Raw genomic sequence first — 23,368 nt, 5'->3', positions numbered from 1 at the left:
CACAAAGTGGCAAGGTTTAGGCGAATATGTCCAATGCCCCCTTCTGGAAAGTGAAATCACTGCAAGAGATGAGCTCTGCGGAATGGGAATCGCTGTGCGACGGATGCGGAAAATGTTGTCTGGTCCAGCTGGAGGATGAGGACGGGGACCGGGTTCTGACCTCGCTGTCCTGCAAGCTCTATGATTGTGCGTCGGGGCAATGCCGCGATTATGCCAACCGCTCGGCGCGGGTGCCCGATTGCGTGCGACTGACACCGGAGAATGTCGGGCAACTGGCCTGGATGCCGAAAACCTGCGCCTACCGGCTGGTGCATGAGGGCCGGGACCTGCCGGACTGGCACCCGCTGGTCACCGGAGATCCGCAATCGACCTTCAAGGCCGGCATGTCGGTGCGCGGTCAGGTCACCAGCGAAATGCGCGTCGATGATGCCGATTATGAGGCTTTCATCCGGGACTGGCCGGGCGAAAGTGGGGATAAGTGAGGCCTTGTCCTTCAGGTCTCCGGAGATAATCCCAAGCAATTCAAACCATTGTATTTTAGTTCAGACATGCGATCCGGAGCGCGCGGCCACCGGGCTATAAAACGGCATGGTCGGAGAAATGAAGGCGCGGCGGTTGGACCGCAGGGATTGGGAATTGCTGATCCGTCAGTATGAAGCCGGAGCCACACTTGAGGATATCGCCACTCAGACGGCCCTCAGCGAAAACTGGGTCCGCCATCAGATCTGGCGATATTCGAAGGACGATGCCGCCGCGCGCGCACGGCATCATCTGGAAGCCTTTAGACGCCGAGTGGCGCGCGCGATCTTCCATAGGCAACCCGTCGCCGGGCGGTGAAGTCATTACCGCACCGGGGGACATCCCCGATGGCCGATGGGTTGAGGCGCAGTCGTTGACGGTTGAAATGTTCGGCGGCGTCCTTTCGTCTGACTCGCATCTCCGTGTTCTGGCAGGTGCCAACCGGCTCGCGATACGGGGAGCAAATCGCTGGTTCACGCTGCAATTCCGGTATGCCGAGCTGGTGGGAGAGCGGCGTTACCGTCTGAGCGGGCTGCTGGCGGATGGCCCCACCGATTTCACTGACCTGCCAGAAAATTCACGATGTGTGGTGCTGGATGCGACCGTTTCCACGCTGGGCATGGAGGCTTATGAGCGCGGTCAGGAAATGTCGTTCATGGCGCTGCCGTCGGGTGTTACGCCGGATGCCGCGCTGCATTCATCGGAATTGGCCGTCTATCAGGGACTGGATCAACAGCCTCTGGCTCCCGTCCATCTCAAAGCCCGCCGCGTCACCGATGGATATGAGATCAGCTGGGTTCGGCGCGCCCGAATTGGAGGCGATGACTGGGTCTCACCGGATGTTCCCCTCAACGAAGATAGCGAGCGGTATCAAATCGCGATCAGGGTTGCCGGAGAGACCCGCCACGTGTTCGAGGTGTCCCAGCCGGCCGCGCAGTTGCTGCTGACGGAACTGGAAAGCTGGATCTCAAGCCCGCTTCCGGAATTCGACATCGTGGTCCAGCAGATCTCCGCGCATTACGGCCCCGGCCGCGTGGCCTGGATGAGAATTACTCCATAGCCAGCTTGCCAACCTGCCGGGTTTCCGGCAGCAGTTGGATCAATGAGCGATCCTTATAAGATACTGGGCATTTCCAAGTCCGCCTCCCCTGACGAGATCCGGTCGGCTTACCGCGCGCTGGCGAAAAAGCTGCATCCGGACGCCAATCCGGATGATGCGACTGCCGAAGAGCGCTTCAAAAAAGTCAGCCGGGCTTTCCATTTGCTCTCCGACGCCAAGAAACGCGCCCGCTATGACCGTGGCGAGATTGACGCCAATGGCGATGAGATCGCACCGCACCATCATTTCAGGTCCGCCCGGCCGGGCCGGCAGGGTGGTGAATTCACCGATATATTTTCTGACCTGTTCAGTGATTTTGGCGCAAATGCCCCGCGAGCACAGCGCGGCGGTGATCTGGCGGCTTCGCTGGACGTGGAGTTCGCGACCGCGGCTCAAGGTGGCAGTCAGCTCATTCATTTGCCGGATGGCCGGAAAGTGTCTGTGAAAATCCCGGCGGGGGTCGAAGATGGCAAGGTGCTTCGATTGGGCGGCCAGGGCCAGAAAGGCCAGCAAGGCGGCCCCAGCGGCGATTTGCTGATCACATTGAGGGTCAAATCTCACCGTTGGTTGAGCCGCGATGGCAATAACATCCGGCTCGACCTTCCCGTTTCCATTCAGGAAGCGGCGCTGGGTGCCAAGGTGCGGGTGCCGACCCTGCACGGTGATGTCGACGTCAAAATCCCCCCGAATTCAACATCCGGCTCGCTGCTTCGCCTCAAGGGGCGTGGCATTGAACGCAAGGGCAAGACACCGGGCGATCAGATCGTACGCTTGATGATAGATGTGCCGGACGATTCCGCACTCAGGGATTTTCTGTCGGGCTGGACACCGCCTGCGGGATACAACCCTCGCAAAAACGTCAAAATCTGATTATTTGTTCATTCAGCGGACGTTCAGTGACGAGAGGGCAGATTGCCGTTCATGAACAAGAGATACTTCATAACGGCTGGCTTGGCCCTTTTGCTCTCGGTTTCCGGAGCTGTTTTGCCGATGAATGCGGCAAGCGCGCAAGGCATGCAGAATAATTATTCGGCCGGGCAGGCGCGGGATGCGCGCGATTCCGGGAATGTCATTCCGGCAGTACGGGCGATTTCCATTGTCCGGGGCCGGTATCCGGGTGCTGAAGTCCTGAACGCACAGCTGCAAGGCGGTTCATCGCCACAATATGTGGTGACGATCCTGACGCGCGAAGGCCGCCGTGTGAACGTTATGGTCGATGCGCAGACCGGCCAGATAATTGGCGAGCGATAGGTGAAAACATGCGTGTACTCGTCGTAGAAGATGATCCGGATCTGAACCGTCAACTCAATCGGGCATTGACCGATGCCGGTTATGCCGTTGATGTCGCAACCGATGGCGAAGAGGGCCATTTTCTGGGTGATACAGAACCCTATGATGCCGTGGTGCTGGATCTGGGCTTGCCGCAGATTGATGGTGTGACCGTTCTGGAGCGCTGGCGCCAGGACGGGCGGGTTTTCCCGGTTCTGATCCTGACCGCCCGAGACCGGTGGAGCGAAAAAGTCGCCGGCTTTGATGCCGGAGCCGATGATTATCTGACCAAGCCCTTTCATACAGAGGAATTGCTGGCGCGGCTTCGGGCCCTGACCCGCCGTGCGGCCGGGCACGCCTCCTCCAGTATTGATTGCGGTTCGCTGTCAGTGGATACGCGCGGTGCGCGGGTCTTTATTGATGGCGCGCCGGTCAAGCTGACCTCTCACGAGTTTCGCCTGATCAGCTATATGGCGCATCATCAGGATCGGGTGATTTCCCGCTCCGAGCTGGTCGAGCACATCTATGATCAGGACTTTGACAGGGATTCCAACACGATCGAGGTCTTTGTCGGCCGTTTGCGCAAGAAAATCGGATCAGATCGTATCGAGACCGTTCGAGGACTTGGCTACCGCCTGATCGATCCTGACGCCAAGGCCGCGTGAAGACCCGTTCCAGATCACTTTTTCGCCGTCTCGTATTGACTGCGACGGTCTGGACACTTGTTGCCCTGATCGCGGTCGCGCTCGCGCTCACGACGCTTTTCAGGAACTCTGTCCTGCGGACGCTCGATGACCGGCTCGAAGCCGTGGCATTGACCGTGATTGCAACTGCCGAGCGGACGCCGACCGGGCGGATTATTCCCGCACAACCGCCATTGGACAGCCGGTATAACCGCGCGTTCCAAGGGTTATACTGGCAAATCAACGACATTGATGAAGGTGAGCCGGGCGATGTGCTCGGTGAATCCGAATCCCTGCTGGACGAGGTGATCTACATATCGCCCAGAGCCTTTGAAGCCGCGCTCGCCACCTTTGGTCAGCCCGTATCCTACAACACAAAAGGTCCGGACAATCAGTCGCTTCGGGTCGTGATCCAGGGTGTGGAGCTGCCGGGCGAGGTCGGACGTATTCTCGCAATTGCTGCGGAGGACCGTCGCCCCGCGGACGCCGAAGTGCGCCGCTTTGCCTTCGTTTCCATTGGCGTGTTTCTGATTTTTGGCGTGGTGCTGGCCGCCGGTGTAATCGTGCAGGTTCGCATTGGCCTCGATCCTGTTTTCAAGATGCGCGATGCCGTTGCGGAGGTGCGCGAAGGGCGAAGCGAACGGGTCGAAGGCGATTATCCGGTCGAACTGCAGCCGCTGAGTGTCGAGTTGAATTCCCTGCTGGACCATTCGCGGGAAGTCGTCGAGCGGGCACGAACGCATGTAGGGAATCTGGCGCATGCATTGAAGACGCCGATTGCGGTGCTTCTGAACGAGACGTCGTCTGATACTGGCGAGCTATCGCTGCTGGTCCGCCGACAGACCGAGACCATGTCCCGGCAAGTTGATCATCATCTCCGGCGCGCACGCGCGGCGGCGCATGCCAAGGCCATCGGTGCGCGCTGTGATGTGACCTCGGTCGTGGATGATCTGACGCGGACCTTGAACAAGATTTATGCGCGGCAGGCGAAGTCCATTTCGGCCGCCTGCGAACCGGATCTGATATTTCGCGGTGAACGGCAGGATCTGGAGGAAATGGTCGGTAATCTTTGCGACAATGCCTGCAAATGGGCAGAAGGAACCGTGCAGCTAAAGGCCGGTCTGCGCGATGATGGCCAGATATTCCTGAGAGTGGAAGACGACGGACCGGGAATGGATGCCGGACAGCGGGAGTCCGCGTTGAAGCGCGGCGTGCGTCTGGATGAAGAAACCCCCGGAACCGGGCTTGGATTATCGATCGTTGTCGATCTCGCGCGCGTCTATGGCGGGGAGCTGAAGCTTGGCGTTTCGGAGATCGGGGGCTTGTCGGCAGAGCTGCATTTACCCGGACGGCAACGATAAAGCCCAATTAACCCTATTCGCGTATGATTTCAGACTGGAAAGTCTGTGAATGCGATGAAACCGTTAACTGATAGCCAGTTGAAAAGTCTGTCTTCCCTCTGGGAGGGCTTGCCGGAGAAAATCCGCCAGCAGCTACTGGTAGCAGCGGGTAATCAGGGGCGTCTGGCGGAAACTCTGAAAAGCCTTGAAAAGAATCGCAACCAGACTGCCGGTAAAGACGTAGATCCGTCCCGGTTATTCAGCTTGTTCGCTGACGTCACCGGGCAAGTCTCCGACCCGCCCTCCCATGCGCGTTTCACCCGGGAGATTCTGGACCAATTCGTGGCGGAAGCCGACCTGTCGTTATTACCCGCGCCAAATGAATTCGCGGGTCCGGATGCCATGCAGGCATGGAAACATGAAGCGGCACTGCGCCTTCGCGGGCTGATTGACAGGGCTGAAGCGGATAAAAAACTGAAAGCCCGGTTGACGGCGGCTTTTGGTGCCGGGTTTGCGCTCTTGATTGAAGATGCCGCCTGTCTCCTGTCGCATGATGCGCAATTGAGCGCTGCGCTGAAGCCATTTGATCCGGTGATTACGGATTTGACGCCCGAGCTCGCGACACGGGCGCGCGATTCCTATGATGACATTTGTTCTGAAGCCCCGGAGGCTAGCCTCTGGTTCCTCAAGATACTGACAGCCCGTCTGACCAGAACCGCGCAGATATTCCGGGTTATCGAGAAAATCGGCCGGAAGAGCGACGATGCTCTGGTATCGAAGACAGATCTCGCAGATGTCGGCGATCTTGTATTGGCGAATGCCGACTTTTACGCCGGGCAGTTCAATAAATCTCCCATGACAATAGAGGAAGCCGATGCGGCCGGGCACGCACTGGAACAATTTGTGAAAGTTTCGGTGGGAATGACGCGGGAATTCGGTATTCGCAAGGATGGCCGTTGGGGCAAGACGCTGTTTGCCATTCGGGCCAAAGCCTCCACGGCGCTGGAGGAGTTTTTCAAGAAGGTTGAAACCGACTTTCCCCGGGCACTGCCCCACGTTTCGAAGGGAAGCCGTGGTCTGGCGAAGCCGGGCTCCCTGCCGAAAGAAGATATCATTCTGAAAACTGAAGCCCAATTGCGGCTCCTGGCCGTTGCGACGGAGTGGTCGTCACAGGCGGCGGTCGGCAGTTCCCAGAAACATGCCGCCGATGCCGTTCGTCAGGAAATGGATGATACCGTGCGCGCCTTTCTGGAAATCTTGCGTGCGGCGGAAGGCGAGGATGTCGAAAAGGCGACGGCTGCTCTCGATATCTGCGTTCGCTACATGCACGCATTCAATGACGACGAAAACGCCGATCTGATCCAGCGGCGGAGTGTCGCGGTACGGGCAAGCGCCGCGTGATGCGTCTTGCCTAAACGGCTTGTCCTGCCTATCCCGCAGGTATGGATAGAAAACTTTCCGGAAAAACGATTGCGATGGAAGCTCGTGAGGCTGTGGAAAAGAAGCTCTTTTCGCCAAGTTCTGCGCGCAACTCAGGGCCTATCGCCGACGTTTTGTGCCCGCTTCTGAAAAGCCATGCGCTTGTGCTCGAAATAGGCTCGGGAACCGGCGAGCATGGTGAGGCGGTTTGCCGGCGCCGCCCAGATATTCTCTGGACACCAAGCGATCCGGATGTGACCTCCAGGAAAAGTCAGGCGGCCCGCGCGCGAGAGTCTGACGGGATGCAAATGCCACTTGATCTGGATGTGTCCAGACCTGGCTGGAGCGATGAATTGCCGGACGTCGACATTCTGGTTTGCTGCAATGTGATCCATATTTCCCCCTGGGCGACAGCGAAGGGATTGGCGCGCGGTGCAGCCGATATTCTTCATCCGGAGGGGCGGGTTTTCCTTTATGGGCCTTTTCTGGAGGGGACGGCATCTGCGCCATCGAACCTGGATTTTGATTCCAGTCTGAAGGCCAGAAACCCGGAATGGGGCGTTCGCGCCCTGGCGGATGTGAAAACGCTTTTTGCTGCGCACGGATTTCAACTCGAGAAGCGGATCGATATGCCGTCGAATAATCTGTCCCTGATTTTCAGCAGGTCTGAATAATGGTTTGGCTATCCGTCATTCTTGCCATCATCGGATTTGCGATTGTCGGCTATACCGTCTGGCCGGCTGCACGCTTGCAGCCGCGATGGCTGGCTCCGGCGATCATGGCGGGTCTCATCGTTCTGGCTGGCGCGACCTATCTCGCGGGTGGGCAGCCACAGGCACCGGGCGTCCCGTATCAGCAAGCGGCGGCTGAGCGAAGAGCCGCCAATCCGGCAGACCTCAGCCGTGATGCTCAAATGGAGCGTCTGAGAGATATCCTGCGGGAAGACGAGACAGATGCGGTGGCATGGGCACAGCTGGGCCGAATGCTGGCGCGTTCAGAACGGGAGCTGGAAGCCATCAATGCCTTTCAGAGATCCTTGCGGCTCGACCTGAATGCGCGGACCCTGTCTGATCTCGGTCAGACCTTCATGAATTTGAATGACGGGCGCGTAACAGATGAAGCGAGAGCCGCTTTTGTGGAAGCCCAGCGGCTGGACCCTGATATGCCGGAGCCGTCCTTTTTTCTGGGACTGGGCGCTTTTCAATCCGGTGATATCGATGAAGCCGAAGCGGTCTGGCTTGACCTGATTGAAAGGCTGGAGGACAGCGACCCCTACAAAATCCTTATTGCCGAGCAGGCCTTTCAGCTGCTCTCGCAGCCTCAGGTCAACGCGGAAGCCGTCGAGGCTGCTGCTGCGTCTGCGGATTTTGATCCGGGCACGCGTATTGCCGCAATGGTTCAACGTCTCGAAATGCGGGTCGAAAGTGGTGAGGCCGGTTTTGCGGATTATCTCCGTTTGATCCGGGTTCGCGGTATGGTCGGCGATGATCCGGGGGGCATGGCCACTCTGGCAGACGCACGGGCCCGCTTTGCCGACCGGGCCGGTGCGATGACGATACTGGACCTGCTGTATGCAGCCCTCCAGTCCGATGAAGGACAAGGTGAATGAGAGCGCGTTCTCAAAGACTGGTCATGGTTGCGGTTGCTGGCGTGGTGCTGGTTGCTGCGGTCGGATTGGCGCTTGTCGCCCTGCGCGATGCGATCGTGCTGTTTTACAGCCCGAGCGAAGTTGCGGCTGAACATCCCGGCATCGGAGAACGTATCCGCATTGGCGGGCTGGTTGAAGAGGGCAGCGTGGAGCGCCCGGCAGACGGCGGTGCCAATTTTGTCGTCACCGACGGTGCGGCCACTATCCGCGTCACCTATTCGGGATCCTTGCCAGACCTGTTCCGTGAAGGGCAGGGCGTTGTGGCCGAAGGCGCCTTTGTGCCGTCGGGAGACTTTGCGGCCAGTTCTGTTCTGGCCAAACACGATGAGACCTATATGCCGCCCGAAGTGGCGGAGGCGCTGCGCGATAGCGGTGTCTGGCAAGGTGAGGACGGGGAATGATTGCCGAAATCGGCCGATTCCTGGTTGCGCTGGCGTTTGCGCTGTCCTTCGTTCAATGCCTTGCGGGCTGGCGTGCTGCTTCTGCGGGCTCCGCAGCCATGGCAAAACTGTCGGCGCGCGCTGCCTATGCGGCCCTCGCCGCAGCAGTGATCGCCTTTGGCCTTCTCATTGTCCTCTTTCTGCAGTCGGATTTTTCCGTGGCCTATGTGGCCGGGCATTCCCATGTCGACAAACCGCTCTTTTACAAGGTCGCCGCCGCTTGGGGTGGCCATGAAGGCTCCATGTTGCTCTGGTGCGTCATGCTGGTGGGGGTTGGTGCTGCGTTGGCCCGCTTTGCCCTGAAGCATGATGATCAGTTGAAGAACCGGTCCGTGTCCATTCAGGCCATTCTCCAGATCCTGTTTCTCGGATTTCTGGCCTTTGCGTCCAATCCGTTTGACCGCTTGCTGGACGTGCCCATTCAGGGGGCAGACCTCAATCCAATCCTCCAGGACCCCGCGCTCGCCATCCATCCGCCGACGCTCTACATCGGCTATGTTGGCTTGTCCGCAGCCTTTTCCCTGGCGGTCGCCGGACTGATCGAGGGGCGAGGTGGTCGTGCTGTTGCGACGGCCCTGCGACCCTGGTCGCTGATCGCCTGGACGGCGCTGACGGGTGGAATCGCGCTGGGAGCATGGTGGGCCTATTACGAGCTTGGTTGGGGTGGATGGTGGTTCTGGGACCCGGTGGAGAATGCCAGCTTCATGCCTTGGCTGATCGCGGCGGCTCTGATCCATTCGTCCATAGCGACCGAGAAATCCGGTAATTTTGCCGGCTGGACAGCTTTCCTTGCCATCATGGCTTTCACCATGTCGACGATGGGCGCCTTTCTCGTACGTTCCGGTGTTCTGACATCCGTCCATGCATTTGCGCTCGATCCCGAGCGGGGGCTCTGGATCCTCGCGATCATGACCATTCTGGCCGGCGGTGGGCTGACGCTCTTTGCTGTCCGGTCCGGAAAGCTGGGGGCGGGAGATGGATTTGCCCTGACTAGCCGGGAAGCCTTTATCGGCGTCAATAATCTGCTCCTGGCTGCGGTGACCGGTACGGTCATGTTCGGCACACTCTACCCGTTGGTGATGACGGCATTCGGCGTGACCGGCATTTCGGTTGGCGCGGCGTATTTTAATGCGACGGCGACGCCCTTCCTTGCGGCGCTCCTGATATTCCTTCCTCTGGCACCCTTTCTGCCCTGGAAGAAGGACGGTTTTAACCGGCGATTGGCGCTCCGATCCGCGGCCTGGATTTTACCGGGCGTGCTCGCCGGCCTCTGGGCGTTTCTGATCGATGCCTCGCCGGTGGCAATCGCCGCCGCGGCCTTCGCAGGATGGACGATTGCCGGCGTTTTTACCGATCTCTGGCAACATCGCGTGCTGCAAGGCTTAGGCAATCGCTTCAGCCTGGCCGGCCGCGTTCTGGCGCATGCCGGCGTTGTCGCGATCGCTCTGGGAGCAGTGGCAGACTCGACCGGCGCCCCCGAGACGGTGCAGGCGCTGGCCGAAGGCGAGCAGATCGAGATCCCGGATTTCACACTGACGCTGGATGGCGTGCGGCGCGCTGACGGCCCGAACTATCTGGCGGATGAAGCGCGCCTCGTGGTCGATAATGGCCGCCTTTCCGAGCTTCTGCCACAAAGACGGTTCTATGCCGCTGCTGATACGACAACCCGGGAAGTCGCGATCCGATCCGGGTTCGCGGGCGATCTCTATGTCTCTCTGGGTGAGCCCAGAGTCCGCGACACCGGAGAGTTAGCCTATGAGGTTCGGGTCACCTTCAATCCGATGGTCTGGTTGCTGGGGTTTGGTGCCGTGCTGATCGTGCTGGGCGGGTTGATGGCGTCTGTTGGCCGGGCGTTGAGCGCAAAGCGACTGGAGGCGTAAACATGTTGAAGATGATGGCATTGGCCTTGTTGCTTCAATCTGTTGAGTTGACGCCCGCCGAGGAAATGGAAGCGGCACACCTGATGCAGGAGATTCGCTGCGTTGTTTGCGACGGGCAATCGATTGCGGATTCCGACGCGGCGCTGGCGCAGGATATGCGCCTGTTTGTCCGGACCCAGATCGGCCTCGGTGCCGAACCCGATTCGATCCGTATCGCCCTGGCTCAACGATATGGTGACGAGGTGCTGATGCGGCCCCGCCTGTCGGCACGAACGGCACCGCTTTACATCGTCCCGCTGGTATTCTTGCTGATCGGAGCGACGCTGGTGGGCGTTGCTTCGCGCAGGAAGTGACGAAAGTGTTATAGCGGTTTGACTTGCAGGCGGACCCGATAGGGCCCAAATCCCTCGGCAGGACCGAGGAGACAATTCATGCCGCAATCCGAAAAAATCGAATTCCAGGGTGCGCTGGGCGACACGCTGGCTGCGAGGCTGGAATTGCCGAATGGCAAGCCGCGCGCCTACGCGCTTTTCGCGCACTGTTTCTCCTGTTCCAAGGATATTCACGCAGCCTCCCGCGTCGCCCGCCGTCTGACGCGGGAAGGCATTGCGGTTCTCCGGTTCGACTTTACCGGGCTGGGACAGTCCGAAGGTGATTTCGCCAATACGAATTTTTCGTCCAACATCGATGATCTGGTGAAAGCGGCGGAACATCTGGCCTCCGAATATGAAGCGCCCGCGATATTGATCGGCCACAGTCTCGGGGGGTCTGCCGTTATCGCCGCCGCGCATCGTATTTCCTCTGTCAAAGCTGTCGCGACAATTGGCGCGCCTGCTGATGCCGAACACATCACGGACCAGTTCGCCGCCTCGTTGGACGAGATCAACGAGAAGGGTGAGGCGACGGTGTCGCTGGCCGGACGCCCCTTCAAGATCAAACAACAATTCCTGGATGACATAGCCGGCCACACGCTGGAAGAGGCTGTTGGCAATCTGAAGGCATCGATCCTGATCTGCCATTCGCCGATTGATCAGACGGTCAGCATTGATAACGCCTCACGTCTGTTTGTTGCCGCGAGGCACCCGAAAAGTTTCCTCAGTCTGGATAACGCCGACCATTTGCTGACGCGTGAAAGCGATGCCGTTCACGTTGCCGATGTGATTTCGGCGTGGGCAGAACGCTATGCGGCGGCGGACCCGCTTCCCGCGCCACCCAAGCCGGTCAGGGATGGCGTCGTGGTGCAGGAAACCGGGTTGGGCAAGTTCCAGAACTGGGTGGTGAATCAGGATTTCTCCCTGCTCGCCGATGAGCCGGGCTCTGTTGGCGGTGATAATTCCGGCATGACGCCTTATGGCTACGTGTCCGCCGGGCTGGCGGCATGTACCTCCATGACGATCCGTATGTATGCGCGGCACAAGAAATTGCCTCTGGACCGGGTCACGGTGACGGTCGTCCACAACAAGAGCCACGCCGAGGATTGTGAAAGCTGCGAGCAGGGCAAGGATGCAAAGATTGATGTGTTTGATAAAACCATCCGGCTCGAAGGCGGGCTGGATGAAGCGCAGCGGCAGAGATTGCTGGAGATAGCGGACCGTTGTCCGGTTCAAAAAACGCTTCATTCCGAGGTCAAGGTGCGATCCCGCCTTGTCGATTGAGCTCACACGACTACCATTGGTAATGTTTTCGTAAGAAAGCGGACATCTCGATGATATCCGCGAGGCGACACATTGCCTGACAGAACTTCAAACCTGCGAGAGGACTGAAATCCCATGTTTTCCAGACTTCGCCATTTCTCGATCATCCCGGCCGCCATTGCCGCTCTGGCTCTGACCAGCCCTATGGCCTTTGCACAGACGGAAGACGCGCCACGCTATGCGGCGGCGGTTCCGGCGGGCGCGCCGATGTCATTTGCCGATCTGATTGAAGATGTGAGCCCGTCTGTTGTGTCGATCAATGCGCGGATCACCGCGCCGATGGGCCCGCAGGGCAACGCCGTCCCGAATGTCGAGGGCATGCCGCCGCAATTTCGCGAATGGTTTGAGCGCCAATTCCCCAATCAGCCACAACAGCGCGAAGGCCGCTCGCTCGGGTCAGGCTTTTTTGTTTCAGCTGAAGGTCATGTTGTCACAAACAACCACGTGGTCGAAAATGCAGCTGAAATTACCGTGTCTTTGTCCAATGGCGAAGAATACCCCGCTGAAGTGATCGGCACAGATCCCTTGACGGATATCGCTCTGCTTCGCGTTGAGACCGATGACACGCCAGATTTCCCCTTCGTGGTGTTGGATCGCAATCCGTCGATCCGCGTCGGTGACTGGGTTGTCGCGGTCGGCAACCCTTTCGGCCTTGGTGGCACGGCAACGGCGGGTATCGTTTCGGCGACGGGGCGTGAGCTTCCCTCCAGCGTCTATAACAACTTCCTGCAGGTGGATGCGCCGATCAATCGCGGGAATTCCGGTGGCCCGACCTTCAGCCTTGATGGTGAAGTGGTAGGCGTGAATTCCCAGATTTTCTCGCCCTCCGGTGGCAATGTCGGGATCGGTTTTGCGATTCCGTCTGATATTGCGGCCAACATTGTCGATCAATTGCTGGCCGATGGCCGCGTTGCGCGCGGCTGGCTGGGCGTTCAGATCCAGAATGTCACCGATGATATTGCTGAAGGTCTGGGGCTGGATGAACAACGCGGCGCGATCGTGTCGTCCATTGTCGCGGGTGGTCCGGCGGATGATGCCGGCTTCGAGCGGATGGACGTGATCACCGCAGTCAATGGTCAAAGTGTTGACGGCTCTGCTGAACTGACGCGCCGCGTGGGCAGTATCGGTGCCGGAACCGAGGTGACCTTCAATGTCATTCGCGACGGAGAGAATGTCGTTGTTCGCGCCACGCTGGGCGATCGTCCTGCGGAAACTGATCTGAGTACGATGCAGTCGATCGAGCCGGATGATGCGCCCCAGACGGTCTTCTTCGGAATGCAGGTGGTTCCCGCAGGTTCGGAGGGCCTTGATCGCCTCGGTGTGACGGCCGAGACGGGTATTGTTGTCGTGGACCTTCAGCCAAACAGTGAAGCCGCGCAAAAAGGCTTGCGTCCGGGCGATGTCATCCTGGAAGCCGGGGGAGAAGACCTCTCCGACCTCGATGATTTGCAAAATGCCATTGATGAAGCGCGCGAAGATGGCCGCACAGCCATTCTTCTCCTTGTTCAGAACGACACCGGCCAGCGCTATGTCGCGCTGACGCTGGATCGCGTTTAGCGCTAACAACAGAAAAGGCCGGAAAAATGCGTATCCTGATCATCGAAGATGACCGCGAGGCAGCGAATTACATCCGCAAGGGTCTCAAGGAATCCGGCCATGTGGTCGATCATGCTGCGGATGGTGAGGAGGGCCTCGCCATGGGGCGCTCGGCGGAATACGACATTCTTGTCGTTGACCGCATGTTGCCAAAACTGGATGGCCTCTCCGTCATTGAATCCCTTCGCGATGAAGGCGTCTCGTCCCCGGTCCTGATCCTGTCGGCGCTGGGTGAAGTTGATCACCGGGTCGAAGGCCTGAAGGCAGGCGGCGATGACTATCTCGTCAAGCCCTATGCCTTCGCAGAACTCTTGGCTCGCGTTGAAGCGCTGGCCCGCCGCCGTGATCCGGAAGCGGTGCGGACCAAGCTGGTTGTTGGCGATCTGGAAATGGACCTTCTGGCGCGGACCGTTGTTCGCGGTGGTGAGGAAATCCTGCTGCAGCCGCGCGAATTTCGACTGCTGGAGTTTCTCATGAAGCATTCCGGTCAGGTCGTGACGCGCACCATGTTGCTGGAAAAGGTATGGGATTATCATTTTGACCCCCAGACCAATGTCATCGATGTGCATATCTCGCGTTTGCGATCCAAGATCGACAAACCGTTTGATGACGCTTTGCTTCACACCGTGCGCGGGGCAGGGTATCGGCTTCAGGCCTGAGCCCGGAGCGTGAGAGCATGACACGGCACCTGCCGTCTTTCGTCAGAACGACTGCTTTCCGTCTGACCTTGTTGTCGGCGGCGCTGTTTGCCCTGTCCAGCTTTCTGATTCTCGCTTTTGTCTATGCTGCGTCGGCGGGTGCCGCGATGCGGCGCACGGACGCCGTCATTCTGGATGAATTTGCTGCAGTTGAACGGCGGTTCGAGGCTTCCGGAATAGACGGGGTTAATCGCTACATTCTGCAACGAACCGTTGGCGGAAGTGATTTCCTCTATCTGCTGATCAACCCGAATGGCCGCGTTTTGTCCGGCAATCTCAACGGGATGCCGGATACTCTGCCGGATAGTGAGGGCTGGCTGGATTTCGTCTATGGGCGGGCCCCGGCCGGCGAGGAAGATGATGCCCGCGACAGCCGCCGGGCCCGGGCCCGGCTGGTAGAGGTCGGAGACGGTTATTCCGTTTTCATCGGCGTGGATTTTGAAGACGAAGACCGGCTGATCGGCCGGATGTTGCGCGCCATTCTGATCGCATCCGCGCTGGTTATCGCGCTGGGTATCGCGTCGGGTGTTGTCGTCAGCCGCCGGTTTTCGCGCCGCCTTGATGCCATCAACGCCGTGGCCCGAACGGTGAAGGGCGGTGATCTATCACCGCGCGCCCCGCGCAATGGATCCGGCGACGAACTCGATGAATTGTCGGCCAACTTCAATGGCATGCTGGAGCGGCTGGAAGAGCTGATGCAGAGGATGCGCAATGTCGGCGATTCCATCGCGCATGATTTGCGATCTCCTCTCACGCGAATGCGCAACCGGTTGGAAGATGCCTTGCGCGATGATGGTGATCATCAGAGCCGCCAGGCCGCATTGGAGCAGGCCCTCAGTGATTCCGATGAATTGCTCGGCGTCTTCAATGCGATCCTGAGCATTTCGCGTATTGAAGCGGGTGAGCGCCGCGATTCCTTCCAGAGTTTCGATGCTGCGCCACTGGTGACAGATATCGGTGAACTCTACGAACCCGTTTGCGAGGATAGCGGTCACAGTTTTGGCATGCAGGTTGAAGCGGGACTTGAAATCCGGGGCGATAAGAGTCTCGTCTCCCAGGCCATGGCGAACATGCTGGATAACGCCGTCAAATACACGCCCGAAGGCGGGGCGATCCAGTTGCGCTTGCGCCGGTGCAGCGATGGCCGAGTGGAGATTTCAGTCACCGATACCGGTCCGGGCATCCTTGAAGCGGATCGCATACGTGTGACCCAACGCTTTGTCCGTCTCGAAAAATCGCGCAATCAGCCCGGCTCCGGCCTGGGATTGAGTCTCGTTAAGGCCATTGCCGATGTGCACGGTGCCGCGCTGATGCTGGATGAAGGTGCCGGCGGCGTCGATGGTCATGGACCGGGCTTGCGGATTGCCATGATCTTCCCGGCTGACGAATAGAGGGCTTGAAATTGAGCGCGAAGCAGTAAGGCTTCGTCTTATGACACTCGCTGACACTCTTTTCGCACTTCGCTCATTCAACCCGATCGACGTTCAGCTTCACGAACGGCCGTGTCGCTATCCGGAGGCCTTGCGCCCTGTTGATATGGGTTTTCTTGATACGGTGTTTGCCAACTCGCCCTATCTTGCCCGGCTGGCAAGAACGCGCGAGGCTTTGCTGGCGCAATTGGCAGAGCAGAATGTCCGCCACGTTCTTGGCGGATTATCCCGCAAGGTCATGGAAGCGGCCGAGACCGCCGCGACCGAGGAAAAGCTCGCTTCCAGTCTGCGCGCGCTGAAAGGCGATGCCCATCTGGCGCTTGGTCTTGCAGAGATATCCGGCGCGCTGGCGGTGATGAAGGCGGCTTCCATTCTTTCGGAATTTGCGGATGCCTGTGTCAGGGCCGGTTTGGCCGGACTGGTCCGACTGGGCGCGGAAGCGGAAAAGTTTGCACCGTATTCAGACTCGGACAACCCGATTCCGGGCGTTTTCATTCTGGCTCTGGGGAAGCTGGGCGCGAGCGAACTCAATTTTTCCAGCGATATCGACCTTGTTGCCCTTTTTGATCCGGACCTCCTGACCGGACCTGTCGCGGAAGACCCGGGCAAAAGATTGCCGCGCCTGATCAAATCGCTGGTGCGGTTGCTGGAGGACAATACGCCCGACGGATATGTCTTTCGCGTTGATCTTCGCCTTCGTCCGGACCCGTCCGCGACGCCGCCCATCATGTCGGTGACGGCAGCGATGAATTACTATGAATCTCTCGGGCAGAACTGGGAACGTGCTGCCTATATCAAGGCAAGAGCCTGTGCTGGCGACAGGGAAGCGGCCGGTCATTTCCTCGAAGATATGCGGCCTTTCATCTGGCGGCGCACGCTGGATTATGCGGCGGTCGAGGATATCCATTCCCTGGCCCGCCAAATTCAGGCGGTCGGGGACCGCGCGAAAATCCGGCCGGGGGGCCACGACCTCAAGCTGGGCCGGGGCGGAATTCGCGAGATCGAATTTTATGCGCAGGTGCCGCAATTGGTGATGGGCGGGCGGCTGCCGGCCTTGCGGCTGGGGTCGCCCTATCAGGCGCTGACCGCACTGGCCGATGCCGATGTCATTGATCGGGATAGCGCCGATGTGCTCCAGACCCATTATCGCTTTTTGCGCATGGTCGAGCACCGCATTCAGATGATTGCGGACGAACAGACGCAGACTCTGCCCGTTGATGATCAGCGCCGGACCGCCATCGCATATCTGGCCGGGTTGCCGTCAGTGGCAGCGCTGGATTCGCAAATCGTCGAGACGTTACAGGGCGTCCATGCGGCGTTCTCCCGTCAGTTCTCCCATGAAGACAGTCTGGCCGATGAGTCGGGCAGTCTGGTCTTTACCGGCGTGGAACCGACGGCGGAAACCCTGGAGACCCTGTCCGCTCTGGGCTTCGAATTTCCGGAGACGGCCTGGGCGCGCATGAATGCCTGGCTGGCGGGAAAGGCGAGGGCGCTGCGTACCAACAGGGCGCGGCAAGTGCTCACGCGCGTCGCGCCGCGCCTTTTGAGAGCCATGTCCTACACGAGCGAACCGGATTCGGCCTTCACGCGCTTTGCCGCGTTCATTGAGGGTTTGCCGATGGGGGTCCAGCCCTTGTCGATGCTGGAAAACGAGCCTCTTCTGGCGCGAGAGCTGGTGGCGATTATCGGGCTGGCACCGCGGATGGCGACGACACTGGCGCAGCGCCCTGCTGTCATGGATGTCATGATGGAGACGCGCTTTTCGACTCCCCTTGGCGAGGATGAGTCCGACGAGTTGGCGGACCGTATGGCCTATCAGATGGCGGAGGCAGTGGATACCGAAGACGCAATGAATCGCGGGCGGCGGCTGGTTCGCGAGGAGCGCTTTCGTATCGGGTCGCAGCTTCTGGTCGGGCGGGCCGATGCGAAATCGGCCGGCGCGGCCTTTGGCCAGTTGGCGGATATAGCGATCAGGGCGATGGCTGATGTTGCGCGCAAACAGATTACGGAACGCTATGGCCCGCCGCCCGGCGAATTCGCGGTGCTGGGGCTTGGCAAACTCGGCAGTCATGAACTGGCGGCGGATTCCGATCTCGACATCATGGTGATCTACGATCCGGCCGAGGGCCAGGGCGGAGCTGCTCCGGCCTATTTCACCCGGCTGACGCAGCGCCTTGTCAGCGCTCTGTCGTCGCCGACGGAAGAGGGCAGCATGTATGACACGGATATGCAGCTTCGCCCTTCGGGTAAGTCGGGGCCTGTTGCCGTTCGGCTGTCGAGTTTCGGGGAATATTATCAGGCGAGCGCGTGGACCTGGGAACGCATGGCGTTGACGCGCGCGCGCGTGATTTCGGGTTCTGCGGAATTGACGAAGCGGATCAGCGAAGACATCGAGCGCGCGCTGACCAGCGAGGCCGAGCCAGAACAGATCGTCCAGGATGTGCTGGACATGCGGCGCCGCCTCGAGCGGGAGCGTCCGGCCAAAGGGGCATGGGATTTAAAGCGCCGGCCGGGGGGAATCCTCGATATCGAGTTTCTGGCCCAGACCGGACAGCTATTGCTGGCTCAGCGGGGGCAATATCAACGCTGCGTGGATACAGCCGCTCAGATATCCGCGCTTGAGGCCGCCGGCCTGCTGACAGCAGAGGAGGCGCATTCCTTGCGCCAGTCCATGCGGCTCTGGCTCAACCTTTCGCAGATCATCCGGACGGCCCACGGCAGCGGATTTGATCCCTATTCAGCGTCCAGAGCTTTTGCCCAAAGGCTGTCGGACGTGGCCGGCCAGAGCGATATCCGGGCATTGGGTGAGTTCGTCGAGCTTCGCGCCGACGGCATTCGGACAATTTTTGAAACCTGCCTTGGAAAATTGCAGGAGGAGGCGACGGATCAGCCGCCACGCTTCGTTGTATGGAGTGCGAGGCCACAATCTGGAGACTGAAATGAAATCCTTCCTTATTCTTGCCGGCTTGGCCGGAACACTTGTATTCGCTGCTGCCGCAGACGCGCAGCATCGCGGCCCGGGTGGCCGCGGCGAACATGGCGGCCGTGGTGACCATGGTCCCCGACATGTCATGATGATGCTCCGCGCATCCGATGCCAATCAGGACAACAATATCACTCTGGCCGAAGTTCGCGCTTTGCAGGGTGAAATGTTCGACTGGATGGACCGCAATGGCGATGGTGTCCTGTCGGCGGCCGATCGCTCGCCAATGCACCAACGCTTGATGGCGATCCACGAAGCCGAAGGTGCAAGCGAAGACCGTCAACGCGGACGACATCATGGCCGACGCGGTCCGGGTGGAAATGAAGGCCGCGATGCAAATGGCGATGGCCAGATATCGCGTGATGAATTCATGGGGGGCGAGAGCCGCATTTTTGAACGTCTCGACACCAATAATGATAGCATAATCTCGCCGGACGAGCTGGATGCCGCTGTCGAATCGGCCAGCAATCGGCGTGAAAATCGCCGTTTCTGGTGGCGTGACTGATGTAACTTCCCGGCTTTTGAGGGGATGAAAGGTTGCTGAGCATTTATGCCTGAACTTCCCTCACACGGCCGAATACAGCCTGACTTCGAGGCAGATGCGGCGCTGATGCGCCGCATCGCTTCGGGCGATCGGGATGCTGGTCGTGAATTGATGGAAAGGTCTCTCAAGCCGGTTCTGGCCATCGGGCGGAGAATGTTGCGGGACCCGATTGAAGCCGAGGATCTGGCGCAGGATACATTTGTGAGAGCCTGGAAGGCCGCCGGGAGCTGGCAGCCGGGTCAGGCAAGACTGGAGAGCTGGATGTGCCGGATTGCGACCAATCTGTGTCTGGACCGGTTACGAAAAAAGCGTGAGACCACAATGGAAACGCCACCGGAGATGCAGGACGGCGCTATTGCTGCCGACGATGTCCTGGTGGCGAGCCAGGCTGGATTGAGTGTGACCGACGCGATCGGGACTCTGCCGGAGCGGCAACGATTGGCGCTGGAGCTCTGCCATTTTCAGGATTTCAGCAATATCGAAGCCGCCGAGCGCCTGGAGATCAGCGTCGATGCGCTTGAATCCCTGCTGGCGCGGGGACGGCGAACTTTAAAGGCATTACTTATGCCACAACGAGAAGAGTTGATGTCCAGCCTGTCCCGTCGGACAGGGTCAACGCCGGAGGTGATGTGATGGACATGAAGAGATTTGAAGCGCTGGCGGATAGCTGGGGCGATAGTATATCGCGCTGGCCGGCAGAGGTGCGCTCGGAAGCCGCGGCGTTTCTTGAGGCTGAACCTTCCGCCGCAGCCTGTCTCCGTGAGGCCGCGCAACTGGATGCCATTCTGGCCGGGGAGATGCCGGTAACAACCAGCGATTTGCTGGAGCGCCGTATCCTGCGGTCTTTTCCCAAACCGGCTTTCGATGCCGATTGGCGCCGCCCGGCAGTCGCGGCGGCTGCCGCGCTGGTGATCGGTCTAATGGGTGGATTTGCCGGCGGCACGCTTGTACCGGCGCAGGACGACGACACGATGTCTCTGGAATATGCCGATGCCTTCGATGGTCTGATGGAAGACTGGTCAGCATGGGAATGGAGTGACGCATGACCCGCGCCTTGCCCTGGATTGTCGCTCTGTTGATTTCGCTCACCGCCAACGGCGTGATGACCGGGCTTGTTCTGCATCAGGTGGTCGGTGGCCCCCGCATTGACAGTGGCCGGCCACATGATGGCCATAGGCCGCCACAAGGCGAGGTCCGGCAAAGCGGGCCGGGCTTCAACATCCGGGCCTTCATGCGCAACCTGCCGGAGGAACAGCGGGAGATTGCCCGCGACCGATTCGAGACGGAACGCGAAACCATACGCGGGCTGATGATCGACGCCCGCGACGCCCAGCTGGCGGCGGAACGGGCTTTGTCGGCAACGCCCTATGATCCGGAGGCGGCGGCTGCCGCGTTGAATGATTTGCGTGAACGACGCTTCGCCATCGAAAGTGCGTTTGAAGCGGTCGTGCTGGACGTCATTGCCGATTTGCCGACAGAGGAAAGAATGCGCGCGATGCAAGCTGGCCGACGCGGCCCGCCGCCGCATCGACGCGGAACGCGCGGCGATGATCGCAGACCCCCACCTGATCGTTTCTGATCAGGCGGCGTTTATTTTGGCCTGGCTGAATGACCGGGGTTGTTCATCGGACGCCAGCCTGTCTTCCGATTCTCCGCCATCGAATGGCACGATGATCGTGACGGACGTGCCTTCGCCCAGTTCGCTATCGATCTTCATTTCGCCGCCGTGCATCTCGACCAGAGATTTTGAGAGGGCGAGCCCCAGACCCGTGCCCTGATGGCTCTTGGAATGCTGACTTTCTATCTGCTCGAATGGCCGGCCAAGACGTGGCAAATCTTCTTTTGGAATGCCGATACCGGTATCGGCGACCTGTATGGCTAGCCGGCTCTCATACTCGAAGCTGCGGATCGTGACGCGGCCTTCTTCGGGGGTGAATTTCACCGCATTGGACAACAGGTTGAGGATGACCTGCTTGAAGGCGCGGGGATCGGCTGTCATGTCCGGGAGCGTGTCGTCCAATTCCGTCAGCAGACGGATGGATTTCTCGTCGGCGCGTGCCCTGACCAGACGGGTGCTCTGCTCGACGATGTCCGACAGGCTGACGGGCTCTTTCTGGAGCTGCATCTTGCCGGCCTCGATCTTGGACATATCCAGAATGTCGTTGATCAGCGACAACAGATGCTGCCCGGATGTGTGGATGTCCTTCACGTAATCGACATAGCGATTGTCGCCGAGCGGACCGAACATTTCACGCAACATGATTTCCGAGAAACCGTTGACGGCGTTGAGCGGTGTGCGCAGTTCGTGGCTCATATTGGCCAGGAATTCGCTCTTCGACCGATTGGCTTCCTCGGCGCGGATTTTTTCCTGCTCATACTTGTTTGCGAGTTCGGCAATGCGTTGCTGGTTCTTGCGGACATCTTCGACAGTGTTGCGCAGACGCTGTTCGGAATCCTTGAGGGCGCGTTCCTGATTTTTGAGATCGGTGATATCGGCACCGACGCTGACCAGGCCGCCATCGCTGGTGGCTCGCTCGGAATAGTGAAGCCAGCGACCGTCCTTCAATTCCATCTCGTAGGCTTCACCGGAATTCGCTCCGCCCTGCACAGACCGGATGGCCAGGCCGGCATCGGCTTCCACATCTCCATAGGACATTCCCGGCTTCAGCCCGTTTTCGGTGAAGTCGAAGAAATCACGGAATTTCCGATTCCACATCACGAGACGCCGTCGTGGATCCCATAGAACAAAGGATTCCGACATGGATTCCAGTGCGGCGCGCAGGCGGTTTTCAGCGGCGGCCACACGCGCCTGAGCGCCCTTGCGTTCCGTGATATCGATCGCCACACCGACGAGACGGTCCGTCAGGCCGTCCTGCATCTCGCCCCAGGGGCGTCCGCGCAAGTGAAACCAGACCGGCAAGCCGCTGGCCTGGGCCTCGATATCAATATCCCCGGCCTTGCTGGAACCGCGAATGGCCGCCGCAATCCGTTGCCGGTCATGTTGACTGAAGAGCGCCAGAAATTCCGAACCGGACAGCATCATGGCTTCATTCCGGCCGACGATGCGCGCAAAGGAATCCGTCAGATAGACCGTGTCGCGATTTCGATCCCAGTCCCACACGCCGCAGCGCGCCCCTTCGATGGCGAGGCGGAACCGCTTTTCACTATCGCCCAGTGCCAGGCGGGCAGATTTGAGACTATTCATCTGTGTGGAAAGTGCGGCCGACAATCCGATGGCGAAAATGACCGGCGCGACAAAAAGAAGCCCGTATAAAATACGCGTCCGCGTCCATGCGCCCTGATTGATATTGGGTACGCCGATGACGGCGATGGTCAGGCCTTCATAGGGCAAGGCCGCCGCCGCCAGCACCATTTCCCGCTCGCCGATCCGGATATCTGTCAACGCTTCGCCCGATCGGGCAATCTGCTGAACTCTGCCATCGCTCAAACCGAAGCGCCTCGACAGTGGTTCAGCAAAGAGGCCGTCAGAGCGGGGGGGCTGCATGGCCAGTGCGCGACCATCAGCGCCCAACAGGATCGCAACATGCGAAGGGTCAGCGACCGGCAGCAAGGCCGCCGGATCCAGCCGAACAAGAATGGCCCCGACTTCACCTGATCGGGTGCGCACGGGAATGGCGGCGGCAATTTCCGGAATCCCGTCCAGATTTGAAACCACTGATGAAACCCCGGACGGCGAAGCAAGCGCCGCACCGGCCAGCGATTGAAGGTTGGCGGGTATGTTTTCACCCGGCGCCAGATAGATCACTTCCCGAACCGCGCTGATAGACCGGACCGGATCCAGCCGCTGTTCGAGTATGGCGCGAAACTGCTCCGCCGCGATGGCATCGGAATCTGAAATGGCGACGCGGACAGCCGTCAGGGTTTCACGCAGGACCGCCGCTGCCCCGTCGGCGCGATAGACCGCTTCGCGCGAATGGCTTTCCTGAGCCTCTGATCTTGCAGAGACGCTTTCCTGATAAAGCTTGAAGCCGATGACGCCGCCAAACATGGCGGTAAACAGGATGACGGACAGCACGATCCAGACCACGCCGCGGACTTCACCCGAGAATGAATTTGCTTTTTCGCTGGCAGCTTTCCCTCGCCTCTTCGGGCGAACATTTCTGGC

The 23,368-nt window shown here is 59.6% G+C and carries 23 protein-coding genes; 22 read left to right on the top strand and 1 reads right to left on the bottom strand.

The window, feature by feature from the left end; translation table 11 throughout:
• Positions 1-26: 26 nt before the first annotated feature.
• The 22 genes from HXX25_RS07375 to HXX25_RS07270 all read left to right on the top strand — a co-directional run bounded on the left by HXX25_RS07375 (position 27) and on the right by HXX25_RS07270 (position 20,821).
• Complete coding sequence (locus HXX25_RS07375) at positions 27-482, top strand: YcgN family cysteine cluster protein (protein WP_187165300.1); 456 nt, start codon at positions 27-29, stop codon at positions 480-482.
• Positions 483-615: 133 nt separating this feature from the next.
• Positions 616-837, top strand: coding sequence for a hypothetical protein (locus HXX25_RS07370; protein ID WP_187165299.1), 222 nt, complete (start codon positions 616-618; stop codon positions 835-837).
• Between the two features lie 55 nt (positions 838-892).
• Positions 893-1,579: a hypothetical protein gene (locus HXX25_RS07365; protein WP_187165298.1), complete on the top strand. Its 687-nt coding sequence runs from the start codon at positions 893-895 to the stop codon at positions 1,577-1,579.
• A 42-nt stretch (positions 1,580-1,621) separates the two neighbouring features.
• Positions 1,622-2,488 carry a DnaJ C-terminal domain-containing protein gene (locus tag HXX25_RS07360; protein WP_187165297.1) on the top strand — a complete coding sequence of 289 codons (867 nt, stop codon included), beginning with the start codon at positions 1,622-1,624 and terminating at the stop codon, positions 2,486-2,488.
• Between the two features lie 120 nt (positions 2,489-2,608).
• Positions 2,609-2,869 carry a PepSY domain-containing protein gene (locus tag HXX25_RS07355; RefSeq protein WP_187165296.1) on the top strand — a complete coding sequence of 87 codons (261 nt, stop codon included), beginning with the start codon at positions 2,609-2,611 and terminating at the stop codon, positions 2,867-2,869.
• A gap of 8 nt (positions 2,870-2,877) precedes the next feature.
• The gene (locus HXX25_RS07350; RefSeq protein ID WP_187165295.1) at positions 2,878-3,552 is read left to right on the top strand and encodes a response regulator transcription factor; all 675 of its coding nucleotides are present in this window, start codon (positions 2,878-2,880) and stop codon (positions 3,550-3,552) included.
• Complete coding sequence (locus HXX25_RS07345) at positions 3,549-4,931, top strand: ATP-binding protein (protein ID WP_187165294.1); 1,383 nt, start codon at positions 3,549-3,551, stop codon at positions 4,929-4,931. Before HXX25_RS07350 ends, HXX25_RS07345 begins: the two co-directional genes overlap by 4 nt.
• Positions 4,932-4,985: 54 nt before the next feature.
• A complete protein-coding gene (locus HXX25_RS07340; RefSeq protein ID WP_187165293.1) occupies positions 4,986-6,311 on the top strand; it encodes a hypothetical protein in 1,326 nt (441 codons plus the stop codon).
• Positions 6,312-6,352: 41 nt separating this feature from the next.
• Positions 6,353-7,003, top strand: coding sequence for a DUF938 domain-containing protein (locus HXX25_RS07335; protein ID WP_187165292.1), 651 nt, complete (start codon positions 6,353-6,355; stop codon positions 7,001-7,003).
• Entirely contained in the window at positions 7,003-7,938 is a 936-nt protein-coding gene (locus HXX25_RS07330; RefSeq protein ID WP_187165291.1) for a hypothetical protein, read from the top strand. Before HXX25_RS07335 ends, HXX25_RS07330 begins: the two co-directional genes overlap by 1 nt.
• On the top strand, positions 7,935-8,378 hold the full coding sequence (gene ccmE / locus HXX25_RS07325) for a cytochrome c maturation protein CcmE (RefSeq protein ID WP_187165290.1): 444 nt from the start codon (positions 7,935-7,937) through the stop codon (positions 8,376-8,378). Before HXX25_RS07330 ends, ccmE begins: the two co-directional genes overlap by 4 nt.
• Positions 8,375-10,297, top strand: a complete 1,923-nt coding sequence (locus HXX25_RS07320) for a heme lyase CcmF/NrfE family subunit (RefSeq protein ID WP_187165289.1) — start codon at positions 8,375-8,377, stop codon at positions 10,295-10,297. The genes ccmE and HXX25_RS07320 overlap by 4 nt, the downstream gene beginning before the upstream one ends.
• 2 nt (positions 10,298-10,299) lie before the next feature.
• A complete protein-coding gene (locus HXX25_RS07315; protein ID WP_233346587.1) occupies positions 10,300-10,650 on the top strand; it encodes a cytochrome c-type biogenesis protein in 351 nt (116 codons plus the stop codon).
• Between the two features lie 78 nt (positions 10,651-10,728).
• Positions 10,729-11,952, top strand: coding sequence for a bifunctional alpha/beta hydrolase/OsmC family protein (locus HXX25_RS07310; RefSeq protein WP_187165288.1), 1,224 nt, complete (start codon positions 10,729-10,731; stop codon positions 11,950-11,952).
• Between the two features lie 114 nt (positions 11,953-12,066).
• Positions 12,067-13,548 carry a Do family serine endopeptidase gene (locus HXX25_RS07305; RefSeq protein WP_187165287.1) on the top strand — a complete coding sequence of 494 codons (1,482 nt, stop codon included), beginning with the start codon at positions 12,067-12,069 and terminating at the stop codon, positions 13,546-13,548.
• Between the two features lie 26 nt (positions 13,549-13,574).
• Entirely contained in the window at positions 13,575-14,246 is a 672-nt protein-coding gene (locus HXX25_RS07300; RefSeq protein ID WP_187165286.1) for a response regulator transcription factor, read from the top strand.
• Between the two features lie 17 nt (positions 14,247-14,263).
• Positions 14,264-15,676, top strand: a complete 1,413-nt coding sequence (locus HXX25_RS07295) for an ATP-binding protein (protein WP_187165285.1) — start codon at positions 14,264-14,266, stop codon at positions 15,674-15,676.
• Positions 15,677-15,716: 40 nt separating this feature from the next.
• Positions 15,717-18,653 carry a bifunctional [glutamine synthetase] adenylyltransferase/[glutamine synthetase]-adenylyl-L-tyrosine phosphorylase gene (locus HXX25_RS07290; RefSeq protein WP_187165284.1) on the top strand — a complete coding sequence of 979 codons (2,937 nt, stop codon included), beginning with the start codon at positions 15,717-15,719 and terminating at the stop codon, positions 18,651-18,653.
• A 1-nt stretch (position 18,654) separates the two neighbouring features.
• Positions 18,655-19,203, top strand: coding sequence for a hypothetical protein (locus HXX25_RS07285; RefSeq protein WP_187165283.1), 549 nt, complete (start codon positions 18,655-18,657; stop codon positions 19,201-19,203).
• A gap of 45 nt (positions 19,204-19,248) precedes the next feature.
• Positions 19,249-19,875 carry an RNA polymerase sigma factor gene (locus tag HXX25_RS07280; RefSeq protein WP_187165282.1) on the top strand — a complete coding sequence of 209 codons (627 nt, stop codon included), beginning with the start codon at positions 19,249-19,251 and terminating at the stop codon, positions 19,873-19,875.
• Positions 19,875-20,288, top strand: coding sequence for a hypothetical protein (locus tag HXX25_RS07275; RefSeq protein ID WP_233346586.1), 414 nt, complete (start codon positions 19,875-19,877; stop codon positions 20,286-20,288). Before HXX25_RS07280 ends, HXX25_RS07275 begins: the two co-directional genes overlap by 1 nt.
• A complete protein-coding gene (locus HXX25_RS07270; RefSeq protein ID WP_187165280.1) occupies positions 20,285-20,821 on the top strand; it encodes a periplasmic heavy metal sensor in 537 nt (178 codons plus the stop codon). Before HXX25_RS07275 ends, HXX25_RS07270 begins: the two co-directional genes overlap by 4 nt.
• On the opposite strand, the gene HXX25_RS07265 is transcribed toward HXX25_RS07270, so the two are convergent.
• Positions 20,822-23,290, bottom strand: coding sequence for a PAS domain-containing sensor histidine kinase (locus tag HXX25_RS07265; protein WP_187165279.1), 2,469 nt, complete (start codon positions 23,288-23,290; stop codon positions 20,822-20,824). It abuts the gene before it with no gap.
• Positions 23,291-23,368 lie beyond the last annotated feature (78 nt).

The organism is Hyphobacterium sp. CCMP332 (assembly GCF_014323565.1).
Lineage (GTDB): Bacteria > Pseudomonadota > Alphaproteobacteria > Caulobacterales > Maricaulaceae > Hyphobacterium.
Note: the sequence above shows the minus strand (reverse complement) of the source record. Positions and strands in the feature narration are given on the sequence as shown.

Excerpts from the sequence above, each read along its gene's own strand:
- HXX25_RS07375 (WP_187165300.1), top strand. The coding sequence starts at position 27 with ATGTCCAATGCCCCCTTCTGGAAAGTGAAATCACTGCAAGAGATGAGC.
- HXX25_RS07360 (WP_187165297.1), top strand. The coding sequence starts at position 1,622 with ATGAGCGATCCTTATAAGATACTGGGCATTTCCAAGTCCGCCTCCCCT.
- HXX25_RS07355 (WP_187165296.1), top strand. The coding sequence starts at position 2,609 with ATGAATGCGGCAAGCGCGCAAGGCATGCAGAATAATTATTCGGCCGGG.
- HXX25_RS07350 (WP_187165295.1), top strand. The coding sequence starts at position 2,878 with ATGCGTGTACTCGTCGTAGAAGATGATCCGGATCTGAACCGTCAACTC.
- HXX25_RS07340 (WP_187165293.1), top strand. The coding sequence starts at position 4,986 with ATGAAACCGTTAACTGATAGCCAGTTGAAAAGTCTGTCTTCCCTCTGG.
- HXX25_RS07335 (WP_187165292.1), top strand. The coding sequence starts at position 6,353 with ATGGATAGAAAACTTTCCGGAAAAACGATTGCGATGGAAGCTCGTGAG.
- HXX25_RS07330 (WP_187165291.1), top strand. The coding sequence starts at position 7,003 with ATGGTTTGGCTATCCGTCATTCTTGCCATCATCGGATTTGCGATTGTC.
- ccmE (WP_187165290.1), top strand. The coding sequence starts at position 7,935 with ATGAGAGCGCGTTCTCAAAGACTGGTCATGGTTGCGGTTGCTGGCGTG.
- HXX25_RS07320 (WP_187165289.1), top strand. The coding sequence starts at position 8,375 with ATGATTGCCGAAATCGGCCGATTCCTGGTTGCGCTGGCGTTTGCGCTG.
- HXX25_RS07315 (WP_233346587.1), top strand. The coding sequence starts at position 10,300 with ATGTTGAAGATGATGGCATTGGCCTTGTTGCTTCAATCTGTTGAGTTG.
- HXX25_RS07310 (WP_187165288.1), top strand. The coding sequence starts at position 10,729 with ATGCCGCAATCCGAAAAAATCGAATTCCAGGGTGCGCTGGGCGACACG.
- HXX25_RS07305 (WP_187165287.1), top strand. The coding sequence starts at position 12,067 with ATGTTTTCCAGACTTCGCCATTTCTCGATCATCCCGGCCGCCATTGCC.
- HXX25_RS07300 (WP_187165286.1), top strand. The coding sequence starts at position 13,575 with ATGCGTATCCTGATCATCGAAGATGACCGCGAGGCAGCGAATTACATC.
- HXX25_RS07295 (WP_187165285.1), top strand. The coding sequence starts at position 14,264 with ATGACACGGCACCTGCCGTCTTTCGTCAGAACGACTGCTTTCCGTCTG.
- HXX25_RS07290 (WP_187165284.1), top strand. The coding sequence starts at position 15,717 with ATGACACTCGCTGACACTCTTTTCGCACTTCGCTCATTCAACCCGATC.
- HXX25_RS07285 (WP_187165283.1), top strand. The coding sequence starts at position 18,655 with ATGAAATCCTTCCTTATTCTTGCCGGCTTGGCCGGAACACTTGTATTC.
- HXX25_RS07280 (WP_187165282.1), top strand. The coding sequence starts at position 19,249 with ATGCCTGAACTTCCCTCACACGGCCGAATACAGCCTGACTTCGAGGCA.
- HXX25_RS07275 (WP_233346586.1), top strand. The coding sequence starts at position 19,875 with ATGGACATGAAGAGATTTGAAGCGCTGGCGGATAGCTGGGGCGATAGT.
- HXX25_RS07270 (WP_187165280.1), top strand. The coding sequence starts at position 20,285 with ATGACCCGCGCCTTGCCCTGGATTGTCGCTCTGTTGATTTCGCTCACC.